This is a genomic window from Kitasatospora sp. NPDC096147 (assembly GCF_044763225.1).
Classification (GTDB): domain Bacteria; phylum Actinomycetota; class Actinomycetes; order Streptomycetales; family Streptomycetaceae; genus Kitasatospora.
The window spans coordinates 78038-98820 of sequence record NZ_JBIWFX010000016.1; the positions used below are offsets into that span (position 1 = coordinate 78038).

General features: G+C 73.1%; 15 protein-coding genes. 4 read left to right on the forward strand and 11 right to left on the reverse strand.

Features of this window, described 5'->3' with window-relative positions:
* Positions 1 to 90: 90 nt before the first annotated feature.
* Positions 91 to 324: an alpha/beta fold hydrolase gene (locus tag ACIRBX_RS33130; RefSeq protein ID WP_402302908.1), complete on the forward strand. Its 234-nt coding sequence runs from the start codon at positions 91 to 93 to the stop codon at positions 322 to 324.
* A 10-nt stretch (positions 325 to 334) separates the two neighbouring features.
* Positions 335 to 1159: a helix-turn-helix domain-containing protein gene (locus tag ACIRBX_RS33135; RefSeq protein WP_402302909.1), complete on the forward strand. Its 825-nt coding sequence runs from the start codon at positions 335 to 337 to the stop codon at positions 1157 to 1159.
* Here ACIRBX_RS33135 and ACIRBX_RS33140 read toward each other — a convergent pair.
* The 4 genes from ACIRBX_RS33140 to nrdR form a co-directional block, all read right to left on the reverse strand.
* Positions 1146 to 1565, reverse strand: a complete 420-nt coding sequence (locus ACIRBX_RS33140; protein WP_402302911.1) for a hypothetical protein — start codon at positions 1563 to 1565, stop codon at positions 1146 to 1148. The genes ACIRBX_RS33135 and ACIRBX_RS33140 overlap by 14 nt on opposite strands.
* A gap of 365 nt (positions 1566 to 1930) precedes the next feature.
* On the reverse strand, positions 1931 to 2476 hold the full coding sequence (locus ACIRBX_RS33145; RefSeq protein ID WP_402302912.1) for an FHA domain-containing protein: 546 nt from the start codon (positions 2474 to 2476) through the stop codon (positions 1931 to 1933).
* A 114-nt stretch (positions 2477 to 2590) separates the two neighbouring features.
* Positions 2591 to 5473: a vitamin B12-dependent ribonucleotide reductase gene (locus ACIRBX_RS33150; RefSeq protein WP_402302915.1), complete on the reverse strand. Its 2883-nt coding sequence runs from the start codon at positions 5471 to 5473 to the stop codon at positions 2591 to 2593.
* A 131-nt stretch (positions 5474 to 5604) separates the two neighbouring features.
* A complete protein-coding gene (gene nrdR / locus ACIRBX_RS33155; protein WP_402302918.1) occupies positions 5605 to 6096 on the reverse strand; it encodes a transcriptional regulator NrdR in 492 nt (163 codons plus the stop codon).
* Positions 6097 to 6469: 373 nt separating this feature from the next.
* Between nrdR and lexA the strand changes: the two genes are divergently transcribed.
* Complete coding sequence (gene lexA / locus ACIRBX_RS33160; protein ID WP_402303036.1) at positions 6470 to 7207, forward strand: transcriptional repressor LexA; 738 nt, start codon at positions 6470 to 6472, stop codon at positions 7205 to 7207.
* A gap of 253 nt (positions 7208 to 7460) precedes the next feature.
* Here lexA and ACIRBX_RS33165 read toward each other — a convergent pair whose 3' ends face one another.
* Genes ACIRBX_RS33165 through ACIRBX_RS33185 form a run of 5 tightly spaced genes read right to left on the reverse strand, consistent with a single transcriptional unit; the run spans position 7461 to position 15112 of the window.
* Positions 7461 to 9569 carry an ATP-dependent DNA helicase gene (locus ACIRBX_RS33165; protein ID WP_402302921.1) on the reverse strand — a complete coding sequence of 703 codons (2109 nt, stop codon included), beginning with the start codon at positions 9567 to 9569 and terminating at the stop codon, positions 7461 to 7463.
* Between the two features lie 12 nt (positions 9570 to 9581).
* Complete coding sequence (locus ACIRBX_RS33170) at positions 9582 to 11285, reverse strand: IucA/IucC family protein (protein ID WP_402303038.1); 1704 nt, start codon at positions 11283 to 11285, stop codon at positions 9582 to 9584.
* A gap of 55 nt (positions 11286 to 11340) precedes the next feature.
* Positions 11341 to 12723, reverse strand: a complete 1383-nt coding sequence (locus ACIRBX_RS33175) for a lysine N(6)-hydroxylase/L-ornithine N(5)-oxygenase family protein (RefSeq protein ID WP_402302923.1) — start codon at positions 12721 to 12723, stop codon at positions 11341 to 11343.
* 44 nt (positions 12724 to 12767) lie between these two features.
* On the reverse strand, positions 12768 to 13391 hold the full coding sequence (locus ACIRBX_RS33180) for a GNAT family N-acetyltransferase (protein ID WP_402303040.1): 624 nt from the start codon (positions 13389 to 13391) through the stop codon (positions 12768 to 12770).
* Complete coding sequence (locus tag ACIRBX_RS33185; RefSeq protein WP_402302925.1) at positions 13283 to 15112, reverse strand: IucA/IucC family protein; 1830 nt, start codon at positions 15110 to 15112, stop codon at positions 13283 to 13285. The genes ACIRBX_RS33180 and ACIRBX_RS33185 overlap by 109 nt, the downstream gene beginning before the upstream one ends.
* A gap of 309 nt (positions 15113 to 15421) precedes the next feature.
* Between ACIRBX_RS33185 and ACIRBX_RS33190 the strand changes: the two genes are divergently transcribed.
* Complete coding sequence (locus tag ACIRBX_RS33190) at positions 15422 to 16546, forward strand: trypsin-like serine peptidase (RefSeq protein ID WP_402302928.1); 1125 nt, start codon at positions 15422 to 15424, stop codon at positions 16544 to 16546.
* 265 nt (positions 16547 to 16811) lie between these two features.
* Here ACIRBX_RS33190 and hflX read toward each other — a convergent pair whose 3' ends face one another.
* Positions 16812 to 18311, reverse strand: coding sequence for a GTPase HflX (gene hflX, locus ACIRBX_RS33195; RefSeq protein ID WP_402302931.1), 1500 nt, complete (start codon positions 18309 to 18311; stop codon positions 16812 to 16814).
* Positions 18312 to 18404: 93 nt separating this feature from the next.
* Complete coding sequence (locus ACIRBX_RS33200; protein ID WP_402302933.1) at positions 18405 to 20645, reverse strand: RelA/SpoT family protein; 2241 nt, start codon at positions 20643 to 20645, stop codon at positions 18405 to 18407.
* Between the last annotated feature and the right edge of the window lie 138 nt (positions 20646 to 20783).

Genomic DNA, 20783 nt, shown 5'->3' on the forward strand with positions numbered 1-20783 from the left:
CGCCGCCGACGACCTCAGCCGCCCCTCTCCCGCCGAACTCCCGTCCCTGATTGCTCTGATGGCCCGGCTGGACGGCTGGACGGCTGGGGCATGCTCGCCGAGGCCCGCTCGCTGACCTGCCCGGCCCTCTTCGTCCGGGGCGCCGTCGCACCCGCCGTCGACCACCTGCCGCCCCGGCAGGCCGAGTCGACCACCGCCCTGGTGACCGGCCTCGACCGAGAGCTCGCCACCCTCCCGCACACCGCCGACCTGGCGGCCGGCCACCTGCTCCACCTGGAGCGCCCGGCCGAAACCGCCCGGCTGATCAGGGAGTTCATCGGGTAGGTTGCCAAGCATGACTGGTACCGCGACCACCGACACCGGAACGGGCGCCGGCACCGGCGCGGGGGCCCTGCTGCGCAGCTGGCGGGAGCGGCGCGGGATGAGCCAGCTCCAGCTCGCCCTGGCCGCCGACTCCTCCGCCCGGCACATCAGCTTCATCGAGACCGGCCGCTCCCGGCCCGGCCAGGAGCTGCTGCTCCGGCTGGCCGAGCACCTCGACGTCCCGGTCCGCGAGCGCAACTCCCTCCTGCTGGCCGCCGGTTACGCCCCGCACTACACGGAGACCCCGTTGGACGACCCCTCGCTCGACCTGCTCCGGGAGGGCATGGAGCGCCTGCTCGCCGCGCACGAGCCCTACCCCGCGCTGATCGTGGACGGCGGCTACCGGGTGCTGGCGGCGAACCGGGGCATCGCCCTGCTGCTCGACGGGGTCGACCCGGAGCTGCTCACCGAACCGCTGAACGCCATGCGGCTCACCCTGCACCCGCGCGGCATCGCCCCGAGGATCCGCAACCTGCGGCAGTGGCGGGCCCACCTGCTGGAACAGATGGAGCGTCAGATCGCCCTGGTCCGCTCGGAGACGGTGCGCGCGCTGTTCGAGGAGGTCCGCGCCTACCCGCTCCCGGACACCGTGGACGAGCCGCAGGACGCCACCGAGGTGTTCCCGTTCGCCCTGCCGCTGCGGATCGAGCACGGCGGGCGGGTGCTGTCCTTCCTCTCCACCATCGCCACCTTCAACACCCCCACCGACGTGACGGTCTCCGAGCTGGCCATGGAGACCTTCCTCCCGGCCGATCCGGAGACCGCCACGTACCTCCACTCCGTCATGCCGACGTAGTCCGCAGCGCCCGCCACTGGAGCACCGCGAAGCCGGCCACGGTGGCCGCCTGCATCGGGATCCAGACCAGCCCGGCGGTGGTCGGCTCGAACCACACCAGCATCGCCGTGATGCTCAGCACCACCCAGAGCAGATTGGCGTCGACCACCGCCTTCACCCCGAGCGGCGCGGGCCGCCGCTGCCCGGCCAGCACCGCGACCAGCGCGGCGTACCCGATCAGGAACACCCCGATCTCCCGGAGCACCCCCTCCGAGACGCCCAGCAGCTCGCCCAGCGGTCCGGCGAACACCGCGTACGCCAGCCCGTTCCCGCCCGTCACCACCGCGTCCAGCCCCAGCACCTGCCGCAGCCAGCGCTGCGGGGCAGCAGCCGAACGGACCACACCGGCAACCGAGTTCACAGCCATGCCGAATCCACCCTCTCGGGACACCTTCTCCTGGAAGCCCCTCCCGGGAGACCCCCGGGCGGCTGACACCCACTCTGCCGCCCGGGCCCCGGAGGGTCGATTACGTCCGAGGTAAAGCGCCCCCGCCCCTACCCGTCCCCCGGCCCCGCCTCAACGGCCGGCCTGGTGGACCTCCCGGGACACCACCCGGTCCAGGCTCCGGCGGCCCAGCCGTGCATCGGCGAGCCGACCCGGCGGACCGGGCCGAGCGCGGTCGCGGCCGGCCGCAGGACGGCGAGGTCCCGCTCGTCGACCGGGTCGGGTCGGTACCGGCGGACGCCGCGGCGGGCCCGGACGGCTTCGGCCCGGGCCGGCCTGACGGCCGGTCAGACCGCGGTGAGCTGGAAGGCCAGGCTGCCGAAGCGGACCCGGTCCCCGGCCCGGACCACCACGGCACCGGCCACCCGGAGCTCGTTCACGAAGGTGCCGTTGCTGGAGCCCAGGTCGTACAGCACCCAGCCGTCGCCCTCCCGCCGCAGCTCGGCGTGGTGCCGGGAGACGGTCGCGTCGCCGAGCCGCAGGCCCGAGCCGGTCATCCGGCCGATCCGCAGCACCGTCACTCCCGGGCCCGGCAGCCCCAGGCCGGGCAGCTGCTCGTCGTACCAGCTCCGCCGCAGCCCGACCCGGAGCGCCGAGACCTTGGCGACGGTGCGCAGCAGGAAGCGGGAGACCGGGTCGCGGGTGTCCAGGTCACCGGTCGCGTCGGCGAGTTCGGCCCGGGTGCGGGCCGCGAGCACCAGCTCCATCCGCCGGATGAAGGTGTCGTGGGACAGCCGCCCGGCCCCCACTCCCTCGCGGAGCACGTGCAGGGCGCGGTCCCGTTCGTTCTCGGACGGCCGTACCAGCGCGGTGCGGGACTCGATTGACGCCATGTCAGCGATTCTCCGTGCCACCCGGCCGCCCTGTCCAGCACCGGGTGGGCGCACGGGGACGGGCCCCGACCACCAGGTGGTCGGGGCCCGTCGGCAGCTCTGCGGGGCAGCGGGTCAGCTGCAGCCGCTGGTGGAACCGCAGCCCTCGCAGAGGTAGCAGCTGCCGGCCCGGCGCATCTTGGTGCCGCAGGAGAAGCAGAGCGGCGCGTCGGCGTTGAGGCCGAGCTGGATCTCCATCAGTTCGGTGGAGTTGTGCGCCTGCTTGGGCGCCGGCACGGCCTTGGCCGCGGGGGCCGCCGGAGCCGCCTGCGCGGGGGCCGCCGCGATCGGGGCGGACTGGGCCAGGCCCTCGACGTCCACCTCGTCCTCGGTGTCGATCGGCTCGTAGGAGCCGGTCTCCAGGTGACGGGTGCGCTCCTCGACCGAGTGGATGCCCAGCGCGGAGCGGGTCTCGAAGGGCAGGAAGTCCAGCGCCAGGCGGCGGAAGATGTAGTCGACGATCGACTGGGCCATCCGCACGTCCGGGTCGTCGGTCAGACCGGCCGGCTCGAAGCGCATGTTGGTGAACTTCGAGACGTAGGTCTCCAGCGGGACGCCGTACTGCATGCCGACCGAGACCGCGATCGAGAAGGCGTCCATCATGCCCGCCAGGGTCGAGCCCTGCTTGGACATCTTCAGGAAGACCTCGCCGAGACCGTCGTCCGGGTAGGAGTTGGCGGTCATGTAGCCCTCGGCGCCGCCCACCGTGAAGGAGGTGGTGATGCCGGGCCGGCCCTTGGGCAGGCGCTTGCGGACCGGGCGGTACTCGACCACCGGCGCCGGGGCCGGCGCGGCCTCGACGGCGGCGGCCACGGCCGGGGCGTCCTTCTTCTTGGCCGACAGCGGCTGGCCGACCTTGCAGTTGTCGCGGTAGATGGCGAGCGCCTTGACGCCGAGCTTCCACGCCTCGAAGTAGATCTCCTCGATCTCCTCGACGGTGGCGGCCTCGGGCATGTTGACGGTCTTGGAGATGGCGCCCGAGATCCACGGCTGGATCGCGGCCATCATCCGGACGTGGCCCATCGCGGAGATGACCCGCTCGCCCATCGCGCAGTCGAAGACCTCGTAGTGGGCCGGCTTCAGGCCGGGCGCGTCCACCACGTTGCCGTGCTCGGCGATGTGGGCGACGACCGCCTCGATCTGCTCCTGCTGGTAGCCCAGGCGCTTCAGGGCGCGCGGCACGGTGTTGTTGACGATCTGCATCGAGCCGCCGCCGACCAGCTTCTTGAACTTCACCAGCGCCAGGTCCGGCTCCACGCCGGTGGTGTCGCAGTCCATCATCAGGCCGATGGTGCCGGTCGGGGCGAGCACCGAGGCCTGCGCGTTGCGGAAACCGTTCTGCGCGCCGAGGCGGAGCACGTCGGCCCAGGTCTCGGTGGCGGCGGCCCAGACCGGGGCGTCCAGGTCGTCGTGGGAGCGGGCCGCCGCGTTGGCGTCGGCGTGCTGCTTCATCACCCGCTGGTGCGGGGCCGCGTTGCGGGCGTAGCCGTCGTACGGGCCGACCACGCCGGCCAGCTCGGCGCCGCGCCGGTAGGCGGTGCCGGTCATCAGCGAGGTGATGGAGCCGGCCAGCGCCCGGCCGCCCTCGGAGTCGTAGGCGTGGCCGGTGGCCATCAGCAGCGCGCCGAGGTTGGCGTAGCCGATGCCCAGCTGCCGGTAGGCGCGGGTGGTCTCACCGATCTTCTCGGTCGGGAAGTCGGCGAAGCAGATCGAGATGTCCATCGCGGTGATGACCAGCTCGACCACCTTGGCGAAGCGCTCGGCGTCGAACGTGTCGTCGTCGCGGAGGAACTTCATCAGGTTGAGCGAGGCGAGGTTGCAGCTGGAGTTGTCCAGGTGCATGTACTCGGAGCAGGGGTTGGACGCGTTGATCCGGCCCGACTCCGGGCAGGTGTGCCAGTGGTTGATCGTGGAGTCGTACTGGATGCCCGGGTCGGCACAGGCCCAGGCCGCCTCGGCCATCTTGCGGAACAGCTTCTTGGCGTCGACGGTCTCGATGACCTCGCCGGTCATCCGGGCCCGCAGGCCGAAGTCGGTGCCGTTCTCGACCGCGGTCATGAACTCGTCGTTCACCCGGACCGAGTTGTTGGCGTTCTGGTACTGGACGGAGGTGATGTCGTCGCCGCCCAGGTCCATGTCGAAGCCCGCGTCCCGCAGCGCGCGGATCTTCTCCTCCTCCTTCACCTTGGTCTCGATGAAGGCCTCGACGTCCGGGTGGTCCACGTCCAGCACGACCATCTTGGCCGCCCGGCGGGTGGCGCCGCCGGACTTGATGGTGCCGGCCGAGGCGTCGGCGCCGCGCATGAAGGAGACCGGGCCGGAGGCGTTGCCGCCGGAGGAGAGCAGCTCCTTGGAGGAGCGGATCCGGGAGAGGTTCAGGCCGGCGCCGGAGCCGCCCTTGAAGATCATGCCCTCTTCCTTGTACCAGTCGAGGATCGAGTCCATGGAGTCGTCGACGGCCAGGATGAAGCAGGCGGAGACCTGCTGGGGCTGCTTGGTGCCGACGTTGAACCAGACCGGCGAGTTGAAGCTGAAGACCTGGTGGAGCAGCGCGTGGGTGAGCTCGTGCTCGAACACCTCGGCGTCGTCCGGGGTGGCGAAGTAGCCGTTCTTCTCGCCGGCCGCGCGGTAGGTGAGCACCACCCGGTCGATGATCTGCTTCAGGCTCCACTCGCGCTGCGGGGTGCCCACCGCGCCCCGGAAGTACTTCGAGGTGACGATGTTGACCGCGTTCACCGACCAGAAGTCGGGGAACTCGACGCCGCGCTGCTCGAAGTTGACCGAGCCGTCACGCCAGTTGGTCATGACGACGTCGCGGCGCTCCCAGGTGACCTGGTCGTAGGGGTGCTGGCCCGGAGTGGTGTGGATGCGCTCGATCCGCAGACCGCCCTTGGGAGCCTTGCCGGCCCCCTTGGTGGTCTTCGACCCGCGTGCTGCCCCGCTCGTGGTGTCGGTCACTTCTCGCTTCTCCTCTTGGGCAAATCCCCCAATGTCCCATTATCAGATGGGTCTGGGGGTGGACGGCAGTGTTCGGCACACCCGCTTCCGGGCATGCCGGAGACCCGGCCTACTGGTGAAGGTGCAGTCGGTCAGGGGGTGGCGGAGAGGACGGCGACGCCGTCGTCCTCGGGGAGAGGCTGCTCGGCGCGGAGCTCCGCGATGGCGGCCTCGAAGTCTTCGAGATCGTTGAAGGCCCGGTACACCGACGCGAAGCGCAGGTAGGCGACCAGGTCCAGTTCCTTGAGCGGACCGAGTATGGCGAGCCCGACGTCGTGGGTCGAGAGCTCGGCACTCCCGGAGGCCCGGACGCACTCCTCGACCCGCTGCCCGAGCTGGGCCAGCGCGTCCTCGGTGACCGGGCGGCCCTGGCACGCCTTGCGCACGCCGGTGATCACCTTGGACCGGGAGAACGGCTCGGTGACACCACTGCGCTTGACCACCATCAGCGTGGCGGTCTCGACGGTGGTGAAACGGCGGCCGCAGTCGGGACACTGACGCCGACGACGGATGGAACTCCCGTCATCGCTGGCCCTGCTGTCCACGACACGCGAGTCCGGGTGCCGACAGAAGGGGCAGTGCATCGGGAACTCCTCCAGGGCATTAACGGACAACCTGAACCCTACCTCAGCCACTAGGGATAGGCCCAACGCCGGAACCTACCCCTACATGTTGTGACTGACCAGTCGCCACGCCACCACGGTCGGCCATGAAATAGACTGCTTCGAGTCGAACACTTAAGCGATGTACACCCAAGGGCTTGATCGAGTCAGCCCGACTCGAATAAATTCACTCGAACGTGTGTTTGGCGCAACCTTTCGATCGGTGCCCCTGTTGAGCTGGGAAAGAGCGCAGCAGTCGGAAGGAACCGCCGTGAACACCCTCGAAGCCAAGACCTCCATCCCGGTGCAGGAGCGTTCCGCGCGCACCGCAGACCAGGAGAGCGTGGACCACACCATGAGCCGGAGCCAGCCGATCGAGCACTCCGCCGCCCAGGACGACGTCCTCGGCCAGCCCGCACCGACCCGCGCCATGCCGGGCCGCCCGCCCGGCATCCGCACCGACGAGGCCGGTCTGACGGAGCGCCAGCGACGGGTCATCGAGGTCATCCGGGACTCGGTCCAGCGGCGGGGCTACCCGCCGTCGATGCGGGAGATCGGCCAGGCCGTCGGGCTCTCCTCCACCTCCTCGGTGGCGCACCAGCTGATGGCCCTGGAGCGCAAGGGCTTCCTGCGGCGTGACCCGCACCGCCCGCGCGCCTACGAGGTCCGCGGCGTCGAGGTGGCCCGGCCCAACACGGCCGAGGCGGCCGGCCGGCCCTCCACCTCCTACGTCCCGCTGGTCGGCCGGATCGCCGCCGGCGGCCCGATCCTGGCCGAGCAGACGGTCGAGGACGTCTTCCCGCTGCCCCGTCAACTGGTCGGCGAGGGCGAGCTGTTCGCGCTCACCGTGCGGGGCGACTCGATGATCGACGCCGCCATCTGCGACGGCGACTGGGTCACCGTGCGGCGCCAGCCGGTCGCGGAGAACGGGGACATCGTCGCCGCGATGATCGACGGCGAGGCCACCGTCAAGCGCCTCAAGCGCGAGGACGGCAAGATCTGGCTGATGCCGCACAACCCGGCCTACGAGCCCATCCCGGGCGACAACGCCACCATCCTGGGCAAGGTCGTCGCGGTCCTCCGCCGCCTCTGACCCTGCGGGGGCATGCACCCGGGCCACCAGGGGCGCGGGGAACTGCGCGCTGGGGAACGGCAGCACCTGCAACCGACTGACAGTGAGTCGGATGCAGGTGAGCCGCCTCCCGAAGCGCGCCGTTCCTCGCGCCCCTGGCGCATGCCCACCGACCCCAGGCCGCAGGACCCACCCCGACCCGCACGACCCGGCAGCGCACCCGCACAACGACACAGCCCCGCGCCCCCGGCGGCCGTCGGCGGCACCGCAGGTGTCAGGCCTGGCCCTTGCGCTTGGGGACCGGCTTGACCGGTGGGGCGGAGGCGTCGATGGCGGCCAGGGAGCGGCGGACCTGGTTGCGGTCGTCGGTGTACCAGAAGTCGGGCATCGAGGACTTGAAGAAGCTGCCGTAGCGCTTGGTCGCCACCCGGGGGTCGAGGACCGCGACCACGCCGCGGTCGTCGGCGGCGCGGACCAGACGGCCGGCGCCCTGGGCCATCAGCAGGGCGGCGTGGGTGGCGGCGACCGCCATGAAGCCGTTGCCGCCCCTGGCCTCGACGTCCTTCTGACGGGCGCTCATCAGCGGGTCGTCGGGGCGGGGGAACGGGATCCGGTCCATCACCACCAGCTGGCAGGCGGAGCCCGGCACGTCCACGCCCTGCCAGAGCGACAGCGTCCCGAACAGGCAGGTCGAGGAGTCCGAGGCGAACTCCCGGATCAGCTCGCCCAGGGTGTCCTCGCCCTGGAGCAGGATCCGGTGGTCCAGCCGCTCCCGGAGGGCCTCGGCCGCCGCCTTGGCGCCCCGCATGGACGAGAACAGCCCCAGCGTGCGGCCCCCCGCCGCCTCGATCAGCTCGGCCAACTCGTCCAGCATCTGCGGCCGTTCGAGGTCCCGCCCGGGCTCGGGCAGGTGGCGGGCGACGTACAGGATGCCCTGCTTGGGGTAGCTGAACGGGGAGCCGACGTCCAGACCGCGCCAGTACGGCGGGGTGTTCTCGTCCTGCTCCAGCTCCGGCTCGTCCGCGCTGCGGACCTCGGGGAGGCGGCCCTCGGCCGGGAGGCCGAGCGAGGCGGCCACGCCGGCGAAGTCGCCGCCGAGCTTGAGGGTGGCGGAGGTGAGCACCACCGAGCGCTCCTTGTAGAGGCCCTCCCGCAGCAGGCCGGCGACGCTCAGCGGGGCGACCCGCAGGGAGGCGGTGCCGGGGCCGAAGCGGTCGGTGCGCTCGATCCAGATGACGTCGTACTCGGAGCCCTCCAGCAGGCGGTCGGCCGTCTCGTGCAGGCTCTCGGCCGAGGCCATCGCCTGCTTGCGGACGGCGTCCTCGTCGGTGAGCGCCTTGTCCCTGGTCTCGCCGAGCGAGGTGATCACCTGGCGCGCGGCGTCCCGGATCGAGGTGACGGCGTAGCCGAGGTACTCGGGGAGCTCGCCCTCGACCCGGCCGGGCTGGGCGGTCTCCATCAGGCCGTGGTAGTTCTCGGCGGCGGCCTGGAGGGCGTCCACCGCCTTCTCGTTGGCCAGCTTGGCCGCCCGCTTGACGGCCCGGTTGACCGCGCCGACGGTGAGCTCGCCGGTGGCGGCGCCGGTCACCCGGTTCACCAGCTCGTGGGCCTCGTCGACGATCAGCAGGCCGTGCTCGGGCAGGACCGGGGCGCCCTCGATGGCGTCGATGGCGAGCATGGCGTGGTTGGTCACCACCACGTCGGCCAGCTTGGCCCGCTCGCGGGCCTGCTCGGCGAAGCACTCCTGGCCGTAGGCGCACTTGGTGGCGCCCAGGCACTCCTTGGAGGTGACCGAGAGCTGGGCCCAGGCCTTGTCGGAGACGCCGGGCGACATGTCGTCCCGGTCCCCGGTCTCGGTCTCCTCGGCCCACTCGCGCAGCCGCAGCACGTCCTGGCCGAGCTTGCCGGTGGGGCCGCCGAGCGCGTCCACGGCGTCGAAGAGGCCCTCGCCCTCGTCGCTCGGGGTGCCCTCGTGCACCCGGTGCAGGCAGACGTAGTTGGACCGCCCCTTGAGCATGGCGAACTGCGGGCGGCGCCGCAGCACCGGGTGCAGGGCCTCCACGGTGCGCGGCAAGTCCCGCTCCACCAGCTGGCGTTGGAGCGCCAGGGTGGCGGTGGCCACCACCACCTTGTCCCCGTGCGCGAGCGCGGGGACGAGGTAGGCGAGGGACTTGCCGGTGCCGGTGCCGGCCTGCACCAGCAGGTGCTCGGCGCTGCCCACCGCGTCGGCGACGGCGGAGGCCATCGCGACCTGACCCGGGCGCTCGACCCCCCCGACGGCCTGGACGGCGGTGTGCAGCAGCTCCGGGAGCGCGGCGCGGGTGACGGGCGCCGGGGCCTCGGCGGTGCCGGGCAGGGCCTGGGGTGCGGAGTCGTTCGTCATGGCCCGCCAAGCCTACGGCGTGGGAGTGACAATCCGGTCCTGCCGAGCCGGGGCCGGGATCGTCCCGCCGAGGTGCAGCGGATTGGCCACCTGACCGTGCACGGCGGCGTGCGGGCGCTCCGGCCGGTCCCGGTAGCCGTCCAGCAGCAGCCGGTTCCGGTTCAGGCAGAGCCGGTCGATCCTCGGCGTGAAGAGGTCGAACAGCTGGAAGCGGTCCCGGAGTTCGGGGAAGCGCCGCTGGTAGGCGGTGATCCGCTCGCGGAGCAGCTCCCAGAACTCGTTCTCCGGCACCCCGAGCTGACGCTCGAACAGCGGGGCCAGGTAGCGGAAGACGCCGACGAACAGGCCGGAGTGCAGGAACTGGCAGAGGAAGGCCGGGGGTTCGCGCAGCAGCACCCCGTCCACCTCGGCCGGCATCCCGGCCAGCTCGGGCAGCGGGGTCTCGCTGACGTTGACGTCGTCGACGAAGTCCTTCACCGCCAGCCGGGCCGGGGCGTCGTGCTGGTCGAAGACGATGATGGCGTTCTCGCCGTGCGGGGAGAAGACGGTGCCGTACCGGTAGAGGAAGTGCAGCAGCGGCGGCATCATCACCGCGAACAGCCGGCGCAGCCAGTCCCGGGGCGGCAGTCCGGAGCGGGCCACCAGTTCGGCCGCCAGCGCCCGGCCGTCCGAGCCCACCTGGAGCAGCGAGGCCAGGGTGCGGGCCCGCTCGCGCGGGCCCAGGTACCGGCCGAGCGGCTCGCGCCAGATCGCGCCGAGCAACTCCTTGTACTGGTACGGCACTTCCGGCAGGTCGCGGTAGAGCGGGTGGTCCACCGTGACGGAGGCGATCTCGCCCAGCAGGATCACCCGGCACTCGTCCCGGAGGAAGGGATCGGCGTCCCGCAGGCCGTGGATCCACTCGGTGACGGCGGGGGCAGCCAGCGTGCGCTCGGTCGGCAGACCGCGCCAGACCAGGGTGTTGAGCACCGAGAGCGGCAGCTTGACGGTGCAGCGCCCGGGGTGGCTGAGGTTGAAGAAGCTGCGGATCGACTGCTGGGGCAGCCGCAGGTCGCCGTCGCTGGGCAGCGGGACGATCAGGCCCTCGGCGATCCAGGGGGCGAACAGCGGCAGCAGCACCTCGTCCCACTGCCAGGGGTGGACCGGCAGCAGCAGGAAGTCCGGGCCGGCCAGCGCCCGGAACTCCGGGCTCAGCTCCTGCTCGTAGAGGTCCGCCTGCCCCCGGTACTCGGCCAGGCTGCGGTGCACCGCGAGCCAGGGCAGCCGCTGCGGCCGGCGGGCCTCCGGGGTCCAGGCCGCCGCGTCCCGGGCGGACAGGCCGAGCCGGCCCTTGTTCGGCACGATCCACGGGTGGCCGCCCTGCCGCCCCTCCAGCGCGACGTGGTCCAGGTCGGCCAGCTCGGCGGCGGTCAGCTCCTCGGCCAGCAGCCCGGCGTCGGCCATCAGGGTGGCGGTCAGCTCGCGGACCAGGTGGCCCACGGTGTCCCCGGACAGCCCGAGGGTGGTGCGGGCCAGCTGGAGCAGGCGGAGCGGGTCGCCGGTCGGATCGGCCGCGCTGGCCACCGAGTCCGGGTCCACCTGCCAGCTGCCGAACGCACCCCGGCGCGCGGTGAACCGGTAGACCGCGCCCGGCAGTTCGAGCCGGTAGCCGGTGCCGTCCGGCTCCGGGGCGAAGAGCTCCTCGTAGGCGAACTCACCGATCATCTTGGCCAGCATCGCCCGTCGGGCCCGTTGCCAGAGCGCGGCGGTGAGCTGCGGTGGCCGGTGGAGCTCAGTGGGTGACAGCGGCACGGTTCGCCTCCTGCGGGCGTGGGAGCGCGGGGACGGGCACACCGCCGGGGCGGGCGGGGTGGACGGGCGGGGCGAAGCTGGTCCAGGCGGTGCGGTCGGGCAGCGGGTGCACGGTGCGGCCGGTCACCGCGTTCAGGATCACGGCGGCCCGGTGGGCGCCGAGCCCGAGGTCCGGAGTGCCGACTCCGTGAGTGTGCAGCTCCGCGTTCTGCACGTACAGACCGCCGGTCAGTTCCGGCCGGGTGGCCACCCGGTGGTCCAGGTCCACCTTGAACCGGCCCTGGCCGTCCCAGTCGATCAGCTCGGCCACCGGGTCCAGCGCCGCCGGACGCACCGCCCGGTAGCCGGTGGCCAGCACCACGGCCTCGGTGCGCACCACGTGGGTGGCCCCCGAATCGCCCTGCCGGCAGCCGAGCTCGAAGCCGCCGCAGGGGCCCGCCAGTGCCTCGGTGACGGCGGTGCCGGGCCGGATCTCCACCGGCTCGGCGTCCAGCGGGCGGCCGATGGTCCGCTCGTAGAGCAGGTCGTGGATCTCGGCCAGGGTCTCCGCGCTGGCCGCCTTGTGCAGCTGCCACTGCTCGTGCACCAGCCGGTCCCGGACCTCGCCGGGCAGCGCGTGGAAGTGCCGGGTGTAGTCGGGGGTGAAGTGCTCCAGGCCGAGCTTGGAGTACTCCATCGGGGCCAGCGCCCTGGTCCGGGTGAGCCAGCGCAGCCGGGTGCCGTCGCCGCCCCGGCTCCGCAGCAGGTCGAGGAAGACCTCGGCGCCGGACTGCCCGGAGCCGACCACCGTGATGTCCTTCGCACCGTCGAGGCGGTGACGGTTGGTCAGGTACTCCTCCGAGTGCCAGACCCGGGGGTGGCCGCGCAGCGCGGCGAAGGCCTCGGGCAGCACCGGCTCGGTGCCCACGCCGAGCACCACGTTGGCCGCGCGCAGCTCGGTGCCGCCGGCCGTCACCCGGTAGAGCCGCTCCCCGGCGTCCCAGTGCACCGCGCTCACCGGGGCGCCGAAGCGGCAGTTGGGCAGCCGTTCGGCGGCCCAGCGGCAGTAGTGGTCGTACTCCCGGCGGGCCAGCTGGAAGCGCTCGGCGAAGTAGAACGGGAACAGCCGCTGCTGCTCGCGCAGGTAGTTGAGGAAGGACCAGGGGTTGGTCGGGTCCACCAGCGAGACCAGGTCGGCCAGGAACGGCACCTGCATCCGGGCCCCGTCCACCAGCATCCCGTGGTGCCAGCGGAACTCCTCCCGGGCCTCGCAGAACAGCGTGCGCAGCCCGTCCACCCGGTCGGCCAGCGCGGCCAGCGAGAGGTTGAACGGGCCGATGCCGACGCCCAGCAGGTCGTACGGTTCGGGCTGCGGGTTGTCCATCTGGTCCTAGCCTCGGCGGGTCTCGGTGCGGTCGGGGGTGCCGGTCACTGACGCAGCATCAGGGCGGCGCGCTTCTCGGGCAGGTCCAGCTCGGCCACGGCGGCGAAGCCGGCCCGTTCGAAGGCGCGCAGCGAGGGGGCGTTGCCGAGGTCCGGCTCGGCCACCAGGCGCTCGCAGCCCGGGGCCGCCAGCAGGGCGTCGGCCACGGCGGTCAGCAGCACCGCGCCGAGCCCCCTCCCCCGGTGCTCCGGCGGGCCGATCAGCAGGTGCAGCCCGGTGTCACCGGGCTCGGCCCGGTAGTACCCGGCCAGCCGGTCGGCCTCGGCGCGGTAGAGCTCCCAGTAGCTGACCGGGGCGCCGTCCAGCAGCCCCAGGTAGGGGGTGCTGTGGCTGCCGGGGGCGAGCTGCGGGGCCAGGTGGGCGGCGGTGGTCTCCGGTGGCCCGGCCAGCTCCCAGTAGCGGCTGACCGCCGGATCGTTCATCCAGCCGGTCAGCAGCGCCAGGTCGCGGTCCGGGCGCACCGGGCGCAGCTCGAACTCCCCGGCGGGGGTGGCCGTCCTCACCGGGCCGCCACCGGGTTGGCGATGTCCACGTAGACGGACTGGGTGGCCACCGGGCCGACCAGCTCGTCCATGCCGTGCAGCCGGGTGAGCAGGTTGGCCTTGCAGTGCAGGTGGTCGGAGCCCAGCAGCAGGGCGGGCAGCCCGGAGCCGGTGGCGGCGGCCTGCGGGCCGGCCAGGAAGCCGCGCAGCGCGGCCAGCAGCACCGGCTCCTCGGCCAGGCCCTGGGAGCCGAAGGCGCCGATCAGGCCGAGCACGTGGTTGATCCCCAGGTAGTAGGCGAAGTGCTTGTCGATCACCCGGTCCGGCAGGAAGGTGTCGCTCTCCCGGCCGATGCCGGGCAGCCGGGCCTCCAGCCGGGCGGCGGCGGAGTCGCGGAAGTAGTAGCCCTGGTTGTCCCGGTACCGGCCGCCGACCGGCCAGCCGGCCGCGTCCAGCACCACCAGGCTGTTCTGCTGGTGGGCCTCCAGGGCGATGCCGCCCCGGCCGTCCAGCCAGAGCACCGGCAGCACCACGGCGTCCAGGTAGCGCAGGAACCACTCGGTGGCCACGGTCTGCACCCGGCGCCCGCTGGCGGCGGCGAGGCGGCGCACCAGCTGTCCGAGCCGGGAGGTGACCTGGCCGCCGGAGAGCTGCTCGGCGACCAGCCCGGCCACGCAGAGCGCCCGGTCGCGCAGGCCGAAGGGCTGCTGACGGAGCACCACGTCCAGCCCGTTCGGGTCGGCGCCGCCGGGCAGGTCGACGCCGAGCCAGGCCGGGTCGCGGACGATGTCGAAGCCCGGGTGGGCGGCCTGCCACTCGGCGGCCAGGCCGGCCTCCAGCAGGCGGTGCACCTCCAGGCCCCGGAGCAGTTCCTTGCGCAGGTTCTCCCGGCGGGAGTTGGTGATCCGCAGGCCGAGCGAGAGCTTGAGCATCCACGGTGAGCCGGGGCGGCAGACGGTGCGCACCGAGGAGGTCGGGTGCCAGGCCTCGCCCTGCTCGCCCAGGTCGTGCAGGGCGCCGTCCGCCAGCAGCCCGGCGATCTCCGGACGGAGCGTCAACTCGGCGGCCTGCCAGGGGTGCAGGGGCAGCGCCGCGGTGCCCTCGGGCAGCCGGACGCCGTCCCCGAGCAGCCGGGCGGTGAGCTGCTCGGCCGGCACCCCGACCGCCGACCCGGAGGCCAGCAGGTCCCGGGAGACGGCGAACCAGTGCAGCCGGAACGCGCCGCGCAGCTCCGGCGAGTACGCGGCGCTCTGCGCCGGGCCGAGTCCGTCCCGGCTCTTCGGGGTCGGGTGCAGCGGGTGCCCGAGCAGCAGCGCCTGCTCGGCCGCCAGGAACGGCCAGGCCTCCGGCTCGTGCGGCTCGCCCCGGCGGTGCGCCAGGATCTCGCCGGTGCGCAGCACCGAATCGGCCACCCGGGCCGCCAGGTCGGTGAGTTGACCGGCCTCCGGCCGCTCCGCGGTGGCCCCGGCGACCAGGGTCGCCACCGTCACCACGTCCACCGGCAGCCCGGCCAGGGTCACCTCGCCGAAGCGGTGGTACCCGGCCGGCGACCAGTACCGGACCGGCGCCGACAGCTCCGCCGCCCCGCCCAGCACCGGCACCCGGAGCACTCCGTCGGCCCCCGGCCGGGCCCCGGTCTCCCGGGCCCAGCAGCGCAGCAGGCTCTCCGTCCCGGCCTGGGCGGCGGCCACCGCCGGATCGGCGTCGAGCAGTCTGTCCCGGGCTGCGGGCCCGCCGTCGAGCGGGGCGGCGGGCGCCGGGACGACGGGAGCCGGGACGGCGGGGGCGGCCACGGGGACGGCGGACAGGGCTCCGGCGGGGGCGGCAGTGCTCAGGACGGTGCTCAAGGCTGCTCCTTGGGGCGAGCGGAGGTGCGGGCGCCGGGAGTACGGGAGAACGGCTTCGGGGCGACGCCGGATGCGGCGTCGGGGGAACGGCCGAGGCGCGTGGGTCCGAGGGCGCCGACGTGCCCAGCGAACTGCCCGCTGCCGGGTGATCACAAGATCAGCTCACTCGTTGTGGTGAACCTCAAGCGATCACTCACTCGTTGGAGTGGCCGCCTCCGGATCGACACACGGGCCCGGCTCCGGCCGCCCGGTGGCCGACAGTGGGACAATCGCCCCGCACGCGCGGGGGACGTACGGGGGGACGGGACGATGGGACGGATACGCAGGACGGTGACGGCGGTGCTGGTGGGCACGGCCCTGCTGACCGGGTGCGGCAGCACGGCCGGGGCGCCGTCGCACGACTGGCGGCTGCCGAGCGCCGACACCGGCAAGTGGAAGGGCGAACTCACCCGCCGCTGGGACGAGTTGAAGACCTGGCGGCCCGAGGACTGGGACCGCTGGGCCCGCGAGCATGTCTTCCGCAACCCGGTGGTCCGCGGCCTCTGGGAACCGGAGAAGATGACCACCGCCGAACCCCAGCAGCCCGGCCCGCCGATCACCGGACCGGCCACCGCCGAGGACCCCGCCGCCCAGAGCCCGAGCGATCCGGAGCCGGCCGCCGTCGAGGCCGTCGCGGTGGACCGCCCGTACACCCGCTACCCGGCCTCCGGGAAGGTCTTCTCCACCGCCCCCGGCGGCGGCACCGGCCAGTGCTCGGCCACCGTGGTCGCCGATCCGGCCAGGCCCGGGAGGAGCAATCTGGTCTGGACGGCCGGGCACTGCGTGCACGAAGGCGCGGGCGGCGGCTGGTTCCGCAACCTCATCTTCGTGCCGGCCTACAACAGTTCGGGGCTCGCGGGCACCAAGAAGAAGCCCACCATGGCCGAGGTGGCACCGCTCGGGCAGTGGTGGGCGGACCAGGTGATCAGCTCCCCGCAGTGGATCGCCGAGGGCGGCCACAGCGGCAACGCGGCCAACCAGTACGACTTCGCGGTGCTCCGGGTGCACAACCCGGACGGCGACGGCCGCTCCCTGGAGGAGGCGGTCGGCACCGCCGTCCCGGTCTGGTTCGACGCCCCCCGGGCCCTGCTGACCGACGTCGCCGCCTGGGGCTACCCCTCCGCGAAGCCTTACGACGGACGGGAGTTGAACCGCTGCGACGGCGGCCGTCCGGCCCGGCTGTCCTTCGACCCGACCCGGCCGGCCATGCTCAGCATCGGCTGCACCATGACGGCCGGCTCCAGCGGCGGCGGCTGGTTCGCCACCATGCCGGACGGCCGCACCGCCCTGGTCAGCAACACCTCGATCGGGAACCTGTCCCACACCGCGCTGAACGGTCCGTACCTGGAGTCGGTGGCCCGGCAGGCCCTGGAGTACGTCTCGCGCAAGGGCTGACGCCGGGGCGCGGCGGGCAGGCGCCCGGGCTGCTGGAAGCTGCGGGGAACCGCGCGGGGTGAACGGCGGCAACCGCAACCGGCTGACGGTGGGTCAGCCGCCGACCGGATGCCGTCCGCCCCTCGCGCCCCGGCAGCGCCGAACGCTCCCTCTGCCCACCGGGCACGCCCCTCCCGGATCGCGGGACGCGGCCGGCCCTGGGCACCCCACCGCATGCCGAAGGGCCCCGGGCACGGTGCCCGGGGCCCTTCGGTGTACGGACGTGTCAGCTGGTGACGACCGCGTAGCGCTCCAGCTCGGCGGCCAGCTCGGCCGCCACCTTGGCGTGCAGCAGGGTGCCCTCCGCGGTGTGCTCGGCGGAGATCGGCTCGCCCTCGGTGTGCACCCGGGAGACCAGGTCACCCCGGGTGTACGGGACCAGCGCCCGGACCTCGACGGCCGGGCGCGGCAGCTCCCGGTCGATCAGCTGCAGCAGCTCGTCCATGCCCTGGCCGGTGCGGGCCGACACCACGATGGCGTGCGGCTCGCGGCGCAGCAGCCGCTGGAGGACCAACGGATCGGCCGCGTCGGCCTTGTTGATGACGACGATCTCCGGCACGTGCTGCGCGTCGACCGAGACCACCACCTCGCGGACGGCGGCCAGCTGGGTCTCCGGCTCGGGGTGCGAGCCGTCCACCACGTGCAGGATCAGGTCGGCCTCGGCCACCTCCTCCATGGTCGAGCGGAACGCCTCGACCAGGTGGTGCGGCAGGTGCCGGACGAAGCCGACGGTGTCGGCCAGGGTGTAGACCCGGCCGGTCGGGGTCTGGGCCCGGCGGACGGTCGGGTCCAGGGTGGCGAACAGCGCGTTCTCCACCAGGACGCCGGCCCCGGTCAGCCGGTTGAGCAGCGAGGACTTGCCGGCGTTGGTGTAGCCGGCGATGGCCACCGAAGGGATCTGGTGACGACGGCGCTCCTGGCGCTTGGTCTCCCGGCCCTTCTTCATGTCGGCGATCTCGCGGCGCAGCTTCGCCATCTTCTCGCGGATCCGGCGCCGGTCGGTCTCGATCTTGGTCTCACCGGGACCACGGGTGGCCATGCCGCCACCGGACGAGCCGGAGCCACCACCACCCATCTGCCGGGACAGCGACTGACCCCAGCCGCGCAGGCGGGGCAGCATGTACTGCATCTGGGCCAGCGAGACCTGGGCCTTGCCCTCCCGGCTCTTGGCGTGCTGGGCGAAGATGTCCAGGATCAGGGCGGTCCGGTCGACCACCTTCACCTTGACGACGTCCTCCAGCTGGATCAGCTGACCGGGCGTCAGCTCACCGTCGCAGACCACGGTGTCGGCGCCGGTGAAGGCGACGATGTCGCGCAGCTCCTTCGCCTTGCCGGAGCCGATGTAGGTCGCCGGGTCGGGCTTGTCACGGCGCTGGATCACACCGTCGAGCACCTCGGAGCCGGCCGTCTCGGCCAGGGCGGCGAGCTCGGCCAGCGAGTTCTCCGCCTCCTCGGCGGTGCCGTCGGTCCAGACCCCGACGAGCACCACGCGCTCCAGGCGGAGCTGGCGGTACTCGACCTCGGTGACGTCCTGGAGTTCGGTGGAGAGGCCGGCCACGCGGCGGAGCGCGGCGCGCTCGCTGCGGTCGTACTGCTCACCGTCGTACCGGTCGAAGACCTCGTCCTTCGCCGCGAGGTCCTCGTCCATCAGGGCGTCCGCCCGGAGGTCAGCGACCCGACGGGCGGATTCGCTGTTGTCGTTGCGGCTGTCGAACGTGGAGGTCAATCTCATCCTTAGGTAGATCGGGCGGGGCCGGTGCGGTACGCGCACCGAGGAGTCTGCCCCGTTTGTCGCCCCGGTACCACGCGGCGAATCGAGCTACCCCTCAAGGCCGTGACCGGCACCGGAACCACTACGTCCGGTGAACGCCACGGACCGGCCGTGAATTCCCCCCGATGGTCGCACGCCCGCCGCCACCCGGTCACCCTCATTTCGCCCGGCCACCCCCGCCCGGTAGACGTCGTAGACCCCGGAGACCCGGAGCATCGCGCGCATCAGCACCGGCAGCACCGAGGCGTCCGGCAGCTCCACCGTGTAGGTGTGCCGGACCCTCAGCTGCTGCGGGGGCTCCACCTCGGCCGCCGCGATGCCGACGCCCTCGGCGGACATCGCCGCCGTCAGGTCGGCCAGCAGCCGGGGCCGGTTCAGCGCCTCGGCCCGCAGGGTGGCCCGGAAGCCCTCGGCCGGGCGGGCGCCCGGCACCCAGCGCGGGCGCACCGCCGTCCGGCCCTCGGCCCGCAGCTGCTCGGCCGCCGGACAGCCCGTCCGGTGCACCGCCACCGCGCCGCCCCGGATCGGGTAGCCCGTCACCTCGTCCGGCGGCACCGGCGTGCAGCACCGGGCCAGTCGGGCCTGCGCCTGCGGCAGGCCGGGCACCGTCACGACCACCTCGTCCCGGCCCGGGGCCGGGACCGGAGCCGTGGGCGGCGCCGGTGGCTGCACCGGCTCGGGCACGGGCGGCTCGGCTGCCGGCGGCTCGTCCGCCCCGGGGTGCCCGGCCAGCCAGCGCTCGATGGCCAGCCGGGCCGCCTGGGTCCGGGCGTACTCCAGCCACTCGGCGGCCGGCCCCGAAGGCTCCCCGGTCTCGTCGGTGAGCACCGCGATCACGTCCCCGTCGGCCAGCGGGGTGCGCAGCGCCGCGAGCCGCCCGTTCACCCGGGCCCCCAGACAGCGGTGGCCGGTCTCCTCGCCCAGCAGGTACGCGGCGTCCACGCAGGTCGCCCCGGCCGGCAGGTGCAGCGTCTGGCCCTGCTCGGTCACCGCCGTCACCTCCCGGTCGCCCGACAGGTCCGAGGTGAGCGCCGACCAGAAGGTGTCCGGGTCCGGGGTCTCCTGCTGCCACTCCAGCAGCCTGGTCAGCCAACCCGGCCGCCCCGGGTCGGTCTCCTCGCCGCTCTCCCCCGCCTGGTGCGGATCGCCGAGCGCGACCACCCCGGTCTCGGCCACCCCGTGCATCCGCCGGGTCCGGACCAGCACCTCGGCCACCTCGCCGCCGGGCAGCGCGACCGCCGTGTGCAGCGACTGGTAGAGGTTGAACTTGGGCGCCGCCACGAAGTCCTTGAACTCGCCCGGCAGCGGGGTCCAGCAGGTGTGCAGCTCACCGAGCACCGCGTAGCAGTCCGCGTTCTCCTCCACCACCACCAACAGCCGCCCGAAGTCGGCGGGTTGGAGCTGCTGGGGCAGCCCGTCCGGGCCGGCTGCGGCGGTCCGCTTCAGCAGCACCCGGTGGACGGACACGGCGTGCCGGGGACGGACGGTGACCTCGGCGGCGACCCGCGCCTCGGCCAACTGCCGGGACAGCGCCTCGGCGAACGGCTGCAGCAGCTCGTCCGGCTGCTCCTCGTACGCGGCGATCAGCGTCCTGGTGCGGGCGTACTCCTCCGGGTGGAGCGTGGCGAACACGATGTCCTCCAACTCCGCCTTCAGCACCTGGATCCCGAGCCGCTCGGCGAGCGGGATGAGCACATCGCGGGTGACCTTGGCGATCCTGATCCGGCTGGCGGGCTTCATGTGACGGATCGTCCGCATGTTGTGCAGCCGGTCGGCGAGTTTGATCACCATCACCCGGACGTCGTCGCCGGTGGCCACCAGCATCTTCCGGAAGGTCTCCGCCTCGGCGGCGGCCCCGAAGTCCACCTTCTCCAACTTGGTGACGCCGTCGACCAGGTAGGCCACCTCCGGGCCGTACTCCTCGGCGACCTGAGCCAGCGTCACCTCGGTGTCCTCGACCGTGTCGTGCAGCAGGGAGGCCACCAAGGTGGTGGTGCCGGCGCCGAGTTGGGCCAGGATCATGGTGACGGCGAGCGGATGGGTGATGAACGGCTCACCGCTCTTCCGGGTCTGGCCGCGGTGGCTCTCCTCGGCGGTGCGGTACGCCCGTCCGAGCAGGGCCAGGTCGGCACCCGGGTGGTGACGGCGGTGCGCCTGCACGATCGGTTCGATGGCATCCGGAAGAGGCGCCCGGTCGGTGGCCAGCAGCGCGGCCCGCCCGGCCCGGCCCAGGGCAGCCCGGTTCAGGCGCACCAACGCGCGCCTGCCCACCTCGGCATCGACGGTCATCCGCACCTCCGGCAGCGATGGTCCATGCTACCGAGCACAGCACGTTCCGCACCCGCCCGCCGCCGCTCCGTCACCACCACCACCCGAACGGGCGGATTCGCCGCCCCTGGAAACGGGAAGCGCACTCCGCGCTGTACG

Coding starts and splice junctions, on each gene's coding strand:
- lexA (WP_402303036.1), top strand. CDS start 6,470: ATGAGCCGGAGCCAGCCGATCGAGCACTCCGCCGCCCAGGACGACGTC.
- ACIRBX_RS33200 (WP_402302933.1), bottom strand. CDS start 20,645: ATGACCGTCGATGCCGAGGTGGGCAGGCGCGCGTTGGTGCGCCTGAAC.
- ACIRBX_RS33170 (WP_402303038.1), bottom strand. CDS start 11,285: ATGCTGGCCAAGATGATCGGTGAGTTCGCCTACGAGGAGCTCTTCGCC.
- ACIRBX_RS33165 (WP_402302921.1), bottom strand. CDS start 9,569: ATGACGAACGACTCCGCACCCCAGGCCCTGCCCGGCACCGCCGAGGCC.
- nrdR (WP_402302918.1), bottom strand. CDS start 6,096: ATGCACTGCCCCTTCTGTCGGCACCCGGACTCGCGTGTCGTGGACAGC.
- ACIRBX_RS33190 (WP_402302928.1), top strand. CDS start 15,422: ATGGGACGGATACGCAGGACGGTGACGGCGGTGCTGGTGGGCACGGCC.
- ACIRBX_RS33175 (WP_402302923.1), bottom strand. CDS start 12,723: ATGGACAACCCGCAGCCCGAACCGTACGACCTGCTGGGCGTCGGCATC.
- ACIRBX_RS33130 (WP_402302908.1), top strand. CDS start 91: ATGCTCGCCGAGGCCCGCTCGCTGACCTGCCCGGCCCTCTTCGTCCGG.
- ACIRBX_RS33140 (WP_402302911.1), bottom strand. CDS start 1,565: ATGGCTGTGAACTCGGTTGCCGGTGTGGTCCGTTCGGCTGCTGCCCCG.
- ACIRBX_RS33145 (WP_402302912.1), bottom strand. CDS start 2,476: ATGGCGTCAATCGAGTCCCGCACCGCGCTGGTACGGCCGTCCGAGAAC.
- ACIRBX_RS33135 (WP_402302909.1), top strand. CDS start 335: ATGACTGGTACCGCGACCACCGACACCGGAACGGGCGCCGGCACCGGC.